Here is a 13,510-nt window from a genome sequence, read left to right as displayed (position 1 = left end):
CCGTAGCCCGGCCGGGACAGGGGAGAAGAGCGTGCCCGATGGCTGCCGGGAGCCGCCGACCGACCCTTCACGCCACGGCGTGCTTGGTGGCTCCGCGCCGTCCCGACCAGCGGTCCAGCACCTCGGGGATGCTCCCGGCGTCGTCGGGCCGGCCGATATAGTAGCCCTGGCCCTCGTCGCAGCCTTCCTGGCGCAGGCGCTCGAACTGGATCTCGTTCTCGATCCCCTCGCCGGTGGTGCGCATGTGCAGGCTGAGGCCGAGGCCGATGACGGCGCGGACGATGAAGGCGGATTCGTCGGCCGCGGTGATGTCGCGGACGAAGGACTGGTCGATCTTGATCTTGTCGAAGGGGAAGCTGCGCAGGTAGCTCAGCGACGAGTAGCCCGTGCCGAAATCGTCCATGGCGATCCGGACGCCGAGGCGGCGCAGGGCGTGCAGGGTGGCGAGGGTGGCGGCGTTGTCCCTGAGCAGGACCGATTCCGTGATCTCGAGCTCCAGGCGCGCGGGGGGGAGGCGGCTCACGCTCAGGGCGTCCTTGACGGACTGGATGACGATGCCGTCCCGGAACTGGGCCACCGAGACGTTGACCGCGACCCGGATGCCGTCGGGCCAGCGCATGGCCTCGCTGCAGGCCGTGCGCAGGGCCCAGTCGCCGAGCGGCACGATCAGGCCGATCTCCTCGGCGACCGTGATGAACTCGGCGGGCGAGACGAGCCCGCGCTCGGGATGGCGCCACCGCATCAGCGCCTCGAACCCGCCGACGCGGCGGCCGCGGAAATCGTAGATCGGCTGGTAGAACATCTCGAACGCGCCCTGGGCCACCGCCTCGCGCAGGTCGAGTTCGAGGGCGCGGCGGGCCTGGAGCCGGATGTCCATCTCCACCTCGAAGAAGCGCCAGGTGCCGCGCCCGTCGGCCTTGGCGCGGTAGAGGGCGACGTCGGCGTTCTTGAGGAGCTTGTCGCAGCTGGTGCCGTCGCCGGGGGCGAGGCAGATGCCGATGCTGACGCCGACCGCGACCTGCTGGCCGTCGAGTTCGTAGGTGTTGCTGACCACGTCCACGATCCGCCGTGCCAGGATGGTGGCCTCCTCCGGATAGGTCACGCCCGCCAGGATGATGGCGAATTCGTCGCCGCCGAGCCGGGCCACGGTGTCGACCTCGCGCAGGCAGGCGGTCAGGCGGTTGCCCACCGCTTTCAGGAGCTCGTCTCCCACCGGGTGACCGAGGGTGTCGTTGACCTCCTTGAACCGGTCGAGATCGAGGCAGAGCACGGCGAACATGCCGCCGCGCCCGAGATGGGCCAGGGCCTCCTCGATCCGCTCGCCGAACATGGCCCGGTTAGGCAGGCCGGTGAGGACGTCGTGGCGCGCCATGTAGGCGATGCGGGCATCGGCCTGGCGCCGGTCGGTCACGTCCTCGTAGGTGGAAACCATGCCGCCCCCGGCCACGGGCTTGTGCGTGACGGCGAGGACCCGTCCGTTGCCCATCTGGCGGAAGCCCGAACCGGCGGCCGAGATCTGCCGGCCCTCGATCTCGAAGACCGTGCCCTCCTCGGCCGAGGCCAGGTAGAGCGAGGCCACGTCCTCGTAGGGCGTGCCGAGGGGGAGGTCGTCCGGCGAGAGGTCGAACAGCTCGCAATAGCGCCGGTTGACCACGGTGAGGTGCCCCTCGGCGTCGAACAGGCACAGGCCCTGGGACATGTTGTCGAGGGCGGTGTCGAGGCGAAGGTTGGTGGATTGGAGATGGGCTTCCTGGACCTTGAGCAGGGTGATGTCGCTGCAGACCGCGATGAAGCCGCCGGTGCGCGTGCGGCTGCGGCTGATCCGGAGCCAGCGCCCGTCGAAGAGCTGGGTCTCGCGCGGCGCCGTCCAATCGTCGTCCTCGGAGAGGAGGGTGCGGGCGAGCGCGTTGCCCTCGAAAGCGACGCGGGCCATCGACGTGTCCCGCGGCAGCGGCTCGTGACCGAATCCGAGGAAATCCTCCGCCTGCCCGTTGATGAGCGCGATCCGGCCGGATTCGTCGACCACGACGATGCCTTCGAGGGAGGTCTCGAGGGCGTCGGCGAGATGGGCCTCCGCCGAGATGCGCTGGGCGACCTCCTGCTCCATCGCCCGGCGGATGTTGTCGCGCATGACGCCCATGGAGGCGAGGAGGGCGCCGAGTTCGTCCGCGCTGCCGGACGGGATCGTCACGCTGAGGTCCCCGGCCGCGATCCGCGAGGCGACCATGGAGGCGTCCGCCACCGGCCGCATGATGCGCCGGGCCAGCAGGAAGGCGACGGAGGCGGACATCAGCAGTGCCAGCAGGGTGCCGAAGAGGTTGATCTGGGTCTCGCGGGCGACGATGGCCCTGGCCTGCTGCCGGTAGATGAAACCGTCGCCGGCGGTGTGGTTGATGAAGAGGTCGAGATGCTCCTCGACGGCGCCGGCATGCCGGTCGACCGCGTCCCAATCGGGATCCCGGGTGTCGCGGCCGGCGAGGACGGAGCGGGCCGCGTCCCAATCCTTCACCGCCCGCTCCACGGCTTGGGCCGCCTGGGTCGCACGGCTCGACTGGGCGCGCTCGACCGCCACGGCGAGATCCTCCGCGAAGACATGGCGAAGGCTGTCGAGCCTGCCTTCGAGCTGCGCCTTCGCGCCGGGGTCGGCGCTCATCCGCCGCCGGGCCTCCAGGGAGCGCATGTTGGCGAAATCGGCGGCGGCGGCCCGCGCATAGTTGATGGACATGAGCGACTGATCGAAAGTCCGGCTCACGAGTTCGTCGGCCCGGCGAATCCCTGACGCCGCCGACAATCCGAGGATGCCCGTGATGGCGCTCATGATGAGAAAGGCGACCAGAATCCGGCCGCGGATGGTGCCCGCGAAAGAGGCGACCGCGGTGATGGGCCTCGGCCAGTTCCTCTCGCCAGCCTTGGCAGATTTCCAACCGTAGATAGATTTCATCCAGTTCGTCTCATCCGGCCATCGTAAATTCTTCGCCTGCAATAGTTAAGTCGGGCTTGAAATCTTTGTAAATTTTGGCCAATTAACAGGCTGTTTACTTGCACCGGCAAGGATGCAAAAGGACGAAATCGTATCGGCGGACGGCATGAGACGCATCACTTCACTCGGTCTCGCGTTCGCCCTCGTTGCCACCGGCGTCGCCGCCTTCGCCCTCCATGCCTCGGCGGCCGGACAGGTCTACCGCATCTCGCAGAAGGGCCGGGCGTTCCAGCCGAGCGCCCTGGTGATCAAGAAGGGGGAGACCGTCCAGATCGTCAACGACGACGGCGATCTCCTGCATCACGCCTATGTCGACTCGCCGACGTTCCATTACGATTCCGGCGATCAGGAGCCGGGCGGCAAGGCCGAGATCGTCTTCCCCGTGAGCGGGACCTTCGCCGTCCTGTGCGGCATCCACCCCAAGATGAAGCTGGCGGTCCGCGTCGACGGCAACTGACCGCGACGCGAACCGGATGCCGGCCCGGGCTACAGGGCGCCGGCCGCCGACAGCGCGGCATGGGCGCCGTAATAGAGCCCGATGAAGCTCGCGAGGGCGGCCCCGTATCCGAAGGGGAGGGTCGCCAGCTGGCGGACCCGCAGGGGGACCCTGACATCGTCGGCGGCGATGGCCACCATCGCCACGATGATCGGGGAATGGCCGATCGCATCGACCTTGCCGAACTCGAAGATCGCGGAGACGAAGGCCGCCGCGAGCACGATCGCCGCCAGGCGGCGCACCAGGGGCGTGCAGATCAGCGCGAAGGCGAGGGCGAATTCCACCGCGCCGGCGGCCTTCATGAAGAAGGCGCCGTCGAACCCCATCGTCAGTTCCGGGCGGTCGATGAAGAGCGGGTAGGACCATTGCGGATAGGCCCATTTCTCCACCGAGGCCCACATCAGCGTCACGGCGGCCGAGTAGCGGACGATGTCGAGGGGCCGGATCCCGAACAGCTCCCGCCGGAGGCCCGTCAGGGCGAGATAGGCGGCGACACCGAGGAAGACGGGGTAGTCGGCCAGGTGGAACACGCCGTAATTCGCCACCGCGATCCCGAACAGGACGACGATGCCGAGAGCCGAGAGCGGCATCGTCTGCCGCCACAGGAATCCGGCGGCGATGGCGAGCTGGAACCAGGGCAGGGCGGTGCTGGTGGTGGTGAGCTCGGGCGTGAGGATGACGCCGCCGAGCGTCCAGAGCGAGACGAAGAAGCCGCCGCAGACCGCGCGGAACATCAGCTCGGTGTTCTCCCGCGCCCAGGCCGTGACCCGGTCGAGGGAGCGCATCATCGCCTCGCCGAGGATCGTCCGCTCGAGCAGCGCGCCGACGAACAGGGCCAGGAGAGAGACGATGACGAGTTGCTCGAAGCTATCGCACAGTACCTCGGCAAGACCGACCGGCGAACCAGCGACGTCGAAAGCACAGAACCATTTGACGTGAGCACTGGCTCCAGTGGAGCCCGTAACGAGCACAAACAGGGCGGCGGACAATGCACGGGGGCCGGGCAACCGACAACGCAGACTCATGTGATGAAGCCTCGGCGAAAGCTGAAACGCCGACGGCCGGCGGCAGCGACATTGTTCTACGTAGTTTCTGGCGATCCTGAAAGGATTTCGTTAATGAATCTTCAGCAGCGTCAGCATGGTCGGCGATGTGTCGCTCCTGCCATGATTCCGGTGCCGGCCGCCGGTGGACTCTCGCGGATGAAGCCCGGTCGGCGTATGCGTTCTGGCTGAAGAGGGACCACAGCGTCACCCCCGAGCAACAGCGTCGCCGTGCGTCGAGACCATCGATGGGATTATCGACGGGATCATTCGGCAAACTCTGATAGTCATGGAGGGGCGGCGCCCAAGCCCTCGCTTCGCATCAAGCAGAAAGGCTCTCGCGTGATTACAACACTCAGCCTGTCCACCCTGATCGCGGGCGGCAGCTTCGCTTATGCGTCGACGCGGGTGGCGGCGCGGGCCGCGGCCTACGAGACCTGGGGCGGATCGCTGATGATCGTGGGCCTGTCGCTCGCCGGTGTCGGCTTGACGCTGTTCCGGTAGAACCGAAGCGGCAACCCGTCGGCGACTTCAGCGGCGCGCTTCGAGACGGCGAAGTCCGCGCCGGAGACTCACTTCGATGCGGCCTTCTGCTTGGGCTCCGCAGCCGTCAGCGTGTCCAGGAACGCCAGGAGATCGGCTTTCTCGGTCTCGGCGAGATGGAGCGGCCTGATCTTGGGCGACCGGCTCGGGCGTTCGATGCCGCCGCGATCGTAGAGATCGATCACGTCGCGCAGGGTCGCCACCGAACCGTCGTGCATATAGGGGCCGCGCTGCGCGACATCGCGCAGGGTCGGGGTCTTGAAGGCGTATTGCAGGCTCTTCGACGTGGGGAACAGGCGTCCCCGCCCGATATCGTCGTCCCGGCCGACGCCGATATCGTGGAACGACCCGTCGGTGAACGCCCAGCCGCCATGGCATTCGTGGCATCCGGCCTTGCCGTTGAACAGCGCGAACCCCGCCTTCGCGGAGGCTCCGATCGCCGAGGCATCGCCGTCGCGCCAGCGGTCGAACGGCGCGCTTCCCGAGACGATGGTGCGCTGGAACGCGGCCAGCGCCCGCTCGATCCCGCCCCGCGTGATCTCGCGATCCTCGAAGGTCGCGGCGAAGGCGGCGACGTAATCCGGGTCGGCGCGCAGGCGGGCGATGAGCTCCTCTTCCGAGAGGTTCATGAGGTTGGGGCCGGTGATCGGCGTGAAGGCGACGGATTCGAGGTCCGGGAACTTGCCGTCCCAGCCGAGCGGCGCGATCCAGCCGACGTTGAGCAGGGTGGGCGTGCGCAGCTTCAGCTCGATCCCGGGCTCGCCGATGCCGCGCATGCGCCCGTCACCCCAATGGCGCGACGGCTCGTGGCATGTGGCGCAGGAGATGGAGCGGGATCGCGACAGGACCGGATCGAAGAACAGCGTCCGGCCGAGCTCGACCTGCGCCTCCGTATCGGGAATGCCGTCGGGCACGGCCAATGCGGACGGGCGCGCGAAGGCGCTGCGCCAGGCGGTGGCGTCGTCGGTCATGCCATGGGTGGCGAAGAGGCCCGAGCCGACAGCTGCCGCCACGGAAACCGTCAATGCCGCCTTGCCGAACGCCGAGCCTGCCTTTCGAGTCATCCTGCTCTCCGACTGATCAGTTTAAGCGATCCCCTTGAAGATTGTGTTGTCAAAGGCGGATGAGACCGAGGGCGCGTCCTCACGCCGCGGGGCCGGCCCGACGGTCCGAAGCGGGCGCGAGGAGGAGGACGAGGGCTCCGGCGATCATGCACGTCACGGACCCGAGAAGCACGCCGATCTTGGTCTCCGTCTCCAGGCCGGGATTATCCACGAAGGCGAGGAGGCCGATGAACAGGCTCATGGTGAAGCCGACGCCGCAGAGGAGCGACAGGCCGTAGATCTGCCACCAGCCGGCATGGGCCGGGCGCTGGGCGAGGCCGAGCTTCACGGCGGCGAAGACCGCGCCGAACACGCCGATCTGCTTGCCGACGAGGAGGCCGAGGGCCACGCCGAGGGTCACCGGATCGGACAGCATCGCCGGCGACATGCCGCTGAACGACACGCCCGCATTGGCGAAGCCGAAGACGGGGAGGACGAGATAGGCCGACCAGGGATGGATCGCATGTTCCAGCTTGTGGAGCGGCGAGGCCGGGTCGTCGGGTCTGGCGGGGCTCGGGCGCAGGGGAATGGTGAGCGCCAGGAGCACTCCCGCGATGGTGGCGTGGATGCCCGATTTCAGCACGAGGAACCACAGGACCGCGCCGAGGACGAGGTAGGGCGAGAGACGGCTCACGCCAGCGCGGTTGAGCCCGACCAGGATCGCGACGGTGACGCCCGCCCCCGCCAGCATCGGCAACGACAGGTCGGCGGTGTAGAACGCGGCGATGATGAGCACCGCGCCGAGATCGTCGATGATGGCGAGTGCGGTGAGGAACACCTTCAGCGAGACCGGAACGCGCGATCCGAGGAGGGCGAGGACGCCGAGCGCGAAGGCGATATCGGTGGCGGTGGGGATCGCCCAACCGCGCAGGGTCTCGGGCGAGGACCGGTTGACGAGGACATAGATCAGCGCCGGGGCGACCATGCCCCCCAACGCCGCCACCCCCGGCAGGACACGGTCCGGCCAGGTGCGCAGGCGCCCATCGAGCACCTCGCGCTTGATCTCCAGGCCGACGAGCAGGAAGAACAGCGCCATCAGGCCGTCATTGACCCAATGCAGCACGCTGAGGCCGCCGACATAGGCGCCGAGCAGGGCGAAATAGCTCGGCGCGAGGGGGGAATTGGCGACGATCAGGGCGAGCACGGCGCTCGCCATCAGGATCAACCCGCCACTGGCCTCGCTCCGGAGGGCGTTGCGCAGGGCGGAGAGGGGACGGCGGGCGGGTGCGGTTTCCGGCATGGAAGACGCGTGCCAGGGGACGAGCCCGACGGCAAGCCTTCAGAGCATCGGAACGGGTATGCGCTCCTGTCCCGACCGGGTACTCGCGCGGGACGCGCTTCCGCCGATCAGAGGTCGATCGACATCGACGACAGAGCCGAGCTCTGTGACATTAATGCCATAGGATATATTCCCTCACGCCGTCTGTCTGCCTTCGTACCTAGCGGATACCACCACCTTCGGTAGAATGCAGGTGAAAGCAGTTAGGGGCGGGAAGTGGAAAATCCTTGTAATCGCAGCCCTAATTGTGTTGATCCCAGCTTTCATTGCTCAGAAAAAAGGGCAGTCGTTCGCGCTGTGGTGGTTCTACGGTGCGGCCCTCTTTATTGTTGCGTTGCCTCATGCGCTTATTATGAAACCTGCCGAGGGGAGCGAAGAGGCCAACAAGCAGAAAGCACTTGAATTGGCCAGCAAGGGGTTCACCCCTGTGCGTGAGTCAGCAGTGGACTTTGCCGCCGATGGTGTGATTGGCAGCACGCCCTACCGGAATGAGCCAGACGGTGGCGTGGTGGCAATCGTCAATGGCCGAACGATTAAATTCAAAACCCGTGAGGACTTAGAGACCATGCTTCGAGGAGCGGTCTCGTGAAGAAATCGCTCGCCACCCTCACTATTATGGCTGTCGCGCTTGTCATCGCTGCACAGTTCGTCACGATCTTCGTCATCCAGCCTATCGGCGCCATACCTGAAGGGCGAACCGTCATCATCTCACGGTTAACGAATCTAAACTTCATCGACAGCCCAGATGCATTCTGCGAGCGGGAAATGGGGAGTGTGAACCTCCTATGCCGAGGCATGGTCGCCGGTAGGGTAGCGAGCCAAGCAACCATCATTGCCCGACTGCCCTACTCTTCAATGCTGTACGGCATCAGCACCGGCGGAAAATCCTACGATCGTTAGAGAAGCTGTATAGGTCCAGTAATTCGCCCCCGTCACGTTCAGCACATTGGCGCGGAACTTTGTCCCGCGCTCTTCCAACAAGGCCGAGTAGCGGAGTCCGAAACCGAGACGCGCTCAATCCGGCAAGGTCTGAGCATTCGCCGTAGCGAGCAGTTGCCGCCCCGTGTGGATGCCAGCGCCATTCAGGGTCAGAACCGAGCCCCAGGGGAGATCCCGCTCCGCTCGAGACCGAGTTGCACGTCGGGTTGTGCTGATCGGACGATTGCTCACGGCTATCCGGGTCGCGAGCCCTCGCAAACGGGATGCTACCCTGCCCGAGAATCGCAGGTCGCCCCCTACATGGCCCGTCACGCCGCCGTTTCACCTTTCTCCACCTCCGTCCGCTGCGCCTTCTGGTGCAGCAGGTTGAGGATCAGCGCCGTCCAGCCGGTCTGGTGGGAGGCGCCGAGGCCGCGGCCGGTATCGCCGTCGAAGAACTCGTGGAACAGCAGCGCGTCTTCGGCGCCGGGGGCCGAGGCGATGGGCGGGCGATCGCCGAAGGCCGGCCGCTTACCGTCCTCGCCCTTGGCGAAGAGGGAGATCAGGCGGTCGGTGAGGGCGTCCGCGATGGCGTTGAGGGTCAGGAACGTGCCCGATCCGGTGGGATATTCCACCAGGAAGTCGTCCCCGTAATAGGAATGGAACCGCCGCAACGCCTCGACGACGAGGTAGTTGACCGGCATCCAGACTGGGCCGCGCCAGTTCGAATTGCCGCCGAACATGTTCGATGTGGAATCGGCCGGGTCGTAGCGCACCGTGAACGCGTCGCCGAACCCGTTGAGGGAATAGGGCCGCTCCAGATGCGCCTTCGACAGGGAGCGGACGCCGTGGTCCGAGAGGAACTCGGCCTCGTCGAGCATGCGCCGCAGCAGCGCCTTCATCCGGTGCCCGCGCAGGAGCGACAGCAGCTTGCGGTCGCCGACGCCGCCTTCGTCCCAGCGCGAGACGAGGCAGGCAAGGTGGGGGCGGTTCTCGAGGAGCCAGTTCAGGCGCCGGGCGAAATCCGGCAGCCGCTGCAGCACCGAGGGCTCGATCACCTCGACGGCGAAGAGCGGCACCAGCCCCACCACGGAGCGGACCCGCAACGGCAGCATCCCGCCGCCGGGAATGTCGACCTCGTCGTAGTAGAACTCGTCCTCCTCGTCCCACAGGCCGAAGCCCTCGCCGCCCATGTCGGTCATCGCCTCGGCGATGAGGAGGAAATGCTCGAAGAACTTCGAGGCGGTGCTCTCGTAGACGTCGTTGTGGAGCGCGAGTTCGAGGGCGATGCGCATCATGTTGAGCGAATACATCGCCATCCAGGCGGTGCCGTCGGCCTGATGGATGCGGCCGAAGCCGGGGGGCGGGCGCGACCGGTCGAACACGCCGACATTGTCGAGGCCGAGGAAGCCGCCCTGGAAGACGTTGCGGCCGTCGGCGTCCTTGCGGTTCACCCACCAAGTGAAGTTGATCAGGAGCTTGTGGAAGACGCCCTCCAGAAAGGCGAGGTCGCCGCGCCCGCCGCGCCGGTCGCGGTCGATCTCGAACACCCGGTAGGTGGCCCAGGCATGGACCGGCGGGTTGGCGTCGCCGAACTCCCATTCGTAGGCCGGAAGCTGGCCGTTGGGGTGCATGTACCATTCGCGGGTGAGGAGCAGGAGCTGCTTTTTGGCGAAATCCGGGTCGAGCAGGGCCAGAGGCAGGCAGTGGAAGGCGAGGTCCCAGGCCGCGAACCAGGGATATTCCCACTTGTCCGGCATCGAGAGCACGTCGGACCCGGCGAAATGACGCCAGTGGATGTTGCGCCCGCCGTCGCGCTCGCGCGGCGGGGCCGGCTGGAGCGGGTCACCCTTCAGCCAGAGCCGCACGTCGTAACAATAGAGCTGCTTCGACCAGATCAACCCGGCGGCGGCCTGGCGGAAGATGGCGCGCGAATCCGAGTCCGCGATGCCGTCCTGAAGGGCGTCGTAGAAGGCGTCCGCCTCGGCGATCCGGCGCAGCAGGATGGCGCCCTCGTGGTCGACCGGACGAGGCCGCGACCCCGCCGACAGCCTGAGGTTCACCCGCCGGGTTTCGCCGGGCTCGAGGCGGAAGGCGTAATGCAGGCCGAGCTTGGTCCCGCCATCCCGCCGCACGGCGGATTCGTCGCCCCCGACGATGGCCGCGTGGAGCCCGTCCTTGAACGGGCCGGCCGCATCGGGCTGCCAGCCATGCAGGCGCAGGTTGGTGTCGTTCTCGCAGAACAGCACCTCCGGCTCGCCGTCATGGGAGAGCCGGTATCGGCCGAGGCGCGGATGCTCGCAGGCGATGCTCCCATCCGGCTGGACCGCCATCTTGGGGCGCGATTCCGCCGGTCCCTCGCGCCACGACCAGATGTTGCGGAACCAGAGCTGCGGCACGAGGCGCAGATCCGCCGCCTCCGGGCCACGGTTGGTCGCCGTGATCACCGCATGGATGTCGTCGATCTCCTCCTTGGCGTATTCCACGGTGACGTCGAAGAAGCGGTCCTCGGCGAAGGCGCCCGTGTCCTCGATCTCGTATTCCGGCTGGTCCCGGCCCCGGCGCAGACCCTCGCGGACGAGCTCGTCATAGGGATAGGCGGCCTGCGGATAGCGGTAGAGGAACTTCAGGTAGGCATGGCTCGGGGTCGCGTCGAGGTAGTGATAGACCTCCTTGACGTCCTCGCCGTGGTTGCCCTCCTCGTTGGTCAGGCCGAAGAGCCGTTCCTTCAGGATATGGTCGCGGCCGTTCCACAGGGCGAGGGACAGGCACATCTGCCCACGCTCGTCGCAGATGCCGGCGAGCCCGTCCTCGCCCCAGCGATAGGCGCGCGAACGTGCCTCCTCATGCGTCAGCGAGCGCCAGGCATTGCCGTCGCGGCTGTAATCCTCCCGCACCGTCCCCCATTGGCGCTCGGCGAGATACGGCCCCCACAGGGACCATGCGCGCTCGCCCCGCGCCTGCTCGGCGATGCGCCGCCGCTCGGCCCAGGCGTCGAGCTCGCTCACGCCGATTCCCCTCGTGCCGGACCACGCTGGACGCAGGCGCCGAACGGACATGACCGGCGCGCGGCGGGCAACGGCCGGCAAGGACGGGGGATCGTGCGGCGGGGAATTGTGCGGCAAGGAATCGTGCAGCAAGACGTGGAGGGCGACTTTTGGGCGGTCATCGGTCCCGATGGGCTTTGGCTCAGTGGGAGCCGAGATGCACCATTAGCGCCAAGCGCCGATATGTCTTGGAGGAACATGCCGCCAGGGGCGGTCCTCGACCGGCCGCCGGAGAACGGTCACGCGGGCGTCACGGAATGGTGCGCGTGATCCGCCGCGAAATCCGGCGGCGGCGGGCCGAGCACTCTGCTAGCCTGCGCCACCGCCACGACAGCCTGATTCCGGTGCCATGACCAGACCACGCACGAACACGGCCCGCACGCTCGGGCTCATCGCCCTCCTCGCCCTCGCGCCCGCTCACGCGCTGGCACAATCGGCGACGAATCTGGAAGCTGTGCGCGGGCTGGCGCCGGTGAGCGCCCTGGCGGCGACGGCGGAGGGCAAGGCGGCGCTGGCGGCGAACCTCACGGTCACCGGCGACATCCAGATGGGGCGGCACGACCAGCCGCTGCTGCTGCCCTTTCCCGAGCAGCAGCGCCTCGCCCTGCGCGATTGCTTCATCACCGACGGCAACGCCGCGCAGCTCGCCGACGGCCTCGGCACCGCCCTCGGGGAGGCCTATCAGGCCAAGGCGCGCTACGAGGACTTCAAGACCTTCACCAGCGTCTCTGGCAGCATCGCCCGCCTGATCGGCTACACCAACAACATCACCAAGTCGGATTCGAATGCGGGGAAGTACTTCTTCGCCAATGCGACGACGAATGGCGAGGCCCCCGTCTCCGAACCCGCCCGCGCCATCCTGACCAGGATCGGCGGTACGACGGATGTCTTCGGCAAGGCCTATGGCCGTCCCGCCGGGACGCCGGGTGCCGACGCCTTCGGCAATTCGCGCCCGTTCCAGACCGAGCCGAGCCTTCTCGCCTATCGCGGCGAGGATTATTTCGGCGCCGCCTCGCACAGCATCGACTGGCTGCGGGGGCCGAAGCAGAACCTGACGGACAGCCCGTCCTATCCGAGCGGCCACACCACCTACGGCTATACGGAATCCCTGCTCCTCGCCCTGCTGGTGCCCGAGCGCTACCAGCAGATGATCGCGCGCGGGGCCGAGTACGGCAACAACCGCATCGTGGTCGGCGCCCATTACGCCATGGACGTGCTCGGAGGCCGGAGCGTCGCGCTCCACGCCGTCGCCCATCTGCTGGCCAACGACCCCGCCTATGTGGGCCAGACCCGCGCGAACCCGGCCATCGACAACGAGATGAGCCGCGCCACCGACGGCGCGGTGACGATCACCGATTATCCCGAGGCCCTGAAGGCGGCCCGCGCGGAACTCCAGGCCGTCCTTCGCGAGGGCTGCGGCGACACGGTGGCCGCCTGCGCCGCCGCCGACCGGAGCCGGTTCAAGGATGCCGCCGCCAACGGGGCCTTCTACGCCTCCACCCAGACCTACGGCCTGCCGGTGGTGCATCGGGACCGGTCGGGCCAGGCGGTGGATGTCGCGCGGGTCGCGCCGGAGGCCGGACATCTCCTCACCGCCGCCTTTCCGGCGGTGACGCTCGCCGAGGCCAACGCCATCCTCACCGACACCCTCGGCCCGGCCGGCGGCTTCCTCGACGACGGCTCGGTCTTCGGCCTGTATTCCCGGCTCGACCTCTACGCGGCCGGGGGCAAGGCGGCGGCCCTCGCCGCCACCCGGCGGTCCGCCGCCCCGTAGCACTGACCGCGCCGGCGCATGGGGTGGCGGATGACGGGCCGCGCATCCTCACTCCGACACGCGCTTGACCATGTGGACGATGCGGGAATGGCCGGACTCGGCGTCGGGATTTCGCAGCTCACGCATTCCCGGCGCCCGGCCGGTGGTCAGGAAGACCAGGACCGTCAACGCAAGGACCCATTTGGCGGACATCGCCCTTTTCCTTCTCGGGGGAGAGAGGAAGGCTCTACGCCGGGAGGCGGGCCGACGGGTTGCGCCGGCGCACATCCACGCGGACGCGCCCTGGCGGGTGCTTCCACCTGACGAGGGGACGGCACGGGCCGTCGT

General features: G+C 67.6%; 11 protein-coding genes. 5 read left to right on the top strand and 6 right to left on the bottom strand.

Annotated features, from left to right (window positions below):
- Positions 1-67: 67 nt before the first annotated feature.
- Entirely contained in the window at positions 68-2,941 is a 2,874-nt protein-coding gene (locus ASF08_RS15405) for an EAL domain-containing protein (protein WP_056146868.1), read from the bottom strand.
- A gap of 145 nt (positions 2,942-3,086) precedes the next feature.
- On the opposite strand from ASF08_RS15405, the gene ASF08_RS15400 reads away from it, so the two are divergent.
- Positions 3,087-3,437 (top strand): hypothetical protein, encoded by a 351-nt coding sequence (locus ASF08_RS15400; protein ID WP_056146866.1) that lies wholly within the window; start codon positions 3,087-3,089, stop codon positions 3,435-3,437.
- A gap of 29 nt (positions 3,438-3,466) precedes the next feature.
- Here the strand turns inward: ASF08_RS15400 and ASF08_RS15395 are convergent, their stop codons facing one another.
- Complete coding sequence (locus ASF08_RS15395) at positions 3,467-4,501, bottom strand: hypothetical protein (protein ID WP_238253928.1); 1,035 nt, start codon at positions 4,499-4,501, stop codon at positions 3,467-3,469.
- A gap of 360 nt (positions 4,502-4,861) precedes the next feature.
- Between ASF08_RS15395 and ASF08_RS25370 the strand changes: the two genes are divergently transcribed.
- Complete coding sequence (locus tag ASF08_RS25370) at positions 4,862-5,023, top strand: hypothetical protein (RefSeq protein ID WP_018043300.1); 162 nt, start codon at positions 4,862-4,864, stop codon at positions 5,021-5,023.
- A 68-nt stretch (positions 5,024-5,091) separates the two neighbouring features.
- Here the strand turns inward: ASF08_RS25370 and ASF08_RS15390 are convergent, their stop codons facing one another.
- Together ASF08_RS15390 and nhaA are read right to left on the bottom strand one after the other, a co-directional pair.
- Positions 5,092-6,126 carry a cytochrome-c peroxidase gene (locus tag ASF08_RS15390; protein ID WP_056146864.1) on the bottom strand — a complete coding sequence of 345 codons (1,035 nt, stop codon included), beginning with the start codon at positions 6,124-6,126 and terminating at the stop codon, positions 5,092-5,094.
- A 79-nt stretch (positions 6,127-6,205) separates the two neighbouring features.
- Positions 6,206-7,405 (bottom strand): Na+/H+ antiporter NhaA, encoded by a 1,200-nt coding sequence (gene nhaA / locus ASF08_RS15385; protein ID WP_056146861.1) that lies wholly within the window; start codon positions 7,403-7,405, stop codon positions 6,206-6,208.
- 226 nt (positions 7,406-7,631) lie between these two features.
- Between nhaA and ASF08_RS25365 the strand changes: the two genes are divergently transcribed.
- Together ASF08_RS25365 and ASF08_RS15375 are read left to right on the top strand one after the other, a co-directional pair.
- Positions 7,632-8,033: a hypothetical protein gene (locus ASF08_RS25365; RefSeq protein WP_056146859.1), complete on the top strand. Its 402-nt coding sequence runs from the start codon at positions 7,632-7,634 to the stop codon at positions 8,031-8,033.
- Positions 8,030-8,344: a hypothetical protein gene (locus ASF08_RS15375; protein WP_056146857.1), complete on the top strand. Its 315-nt coding sequence runs from the start codon at positions 8,030-8,032 to the stop codon at positions 8,342-8,344. The genes ASF08_RS25365 and ASF08_RS15375 overlap by 4 nt, the downstream gene beginning before the upstream one ends.
- 347 nt (positions 8,345-8,691) lie before the next feature.
- Here ASF08_RS15375 and ASF08_RS15370 read toward each other — a convergent pair whose 3' ends face one another.
- On the bottom strand, positions 8,692-11,421 hold the full coding sequence (locus ASF08_RS15370; protein ID WP_056147171.1) for an MGH1-like glycoside hydrolase domain-containing protein: 2,730 nt from the start codon (positions 11,419-11,421) through the stop codon (positions 8,692-8,694).
- A gap of 337 nt (positions 11,422-11,758) precedes the next feature.
- Between ASF08_RS15370 and ASF08_RS15365 the strand changes: the two genes are divergently transcribed.
- Entirely contained in the window at positions 11,759-13,183 is a 1,425-nt protein-coding gene (locus ASF08_RS15365) for a phosphatase PAP2 family protein (RefSeq protein WP_056146855.1), read from the top strand.
- A 48-nt stretch (positions 13,184-13,231) separates the two neighbouring features.
- Here the strand turns inward: ASF08_RS15365 and ASF08_RS25360 are convergent, their stop codons facing one another.
- Entirely contained in the window at positions 13,232-13,375 is a 144-nt protein-coding gene (locus tag ASF08_RS25360) for a hypothetical protein (protein WP_018043307.1), read from the bottom strand.
- Between the last annotated feature and the right edge of the window lie 135 nt (positions 13,376-13,510).

This window comes from Methylobacterium sp. Leaf85 (assembly GCF_001422125.1).
Taxonomy (GTDB): Bacteria; Pseudomonadota; Alphaproteobacteria; order Rhizobiales; family Beijerinckiaceae; genus Methylobacterium; species Methylobacterium bullatum.
This window is presented reverse-complemented; position numbering and strand designations above follow the sequence as displayed.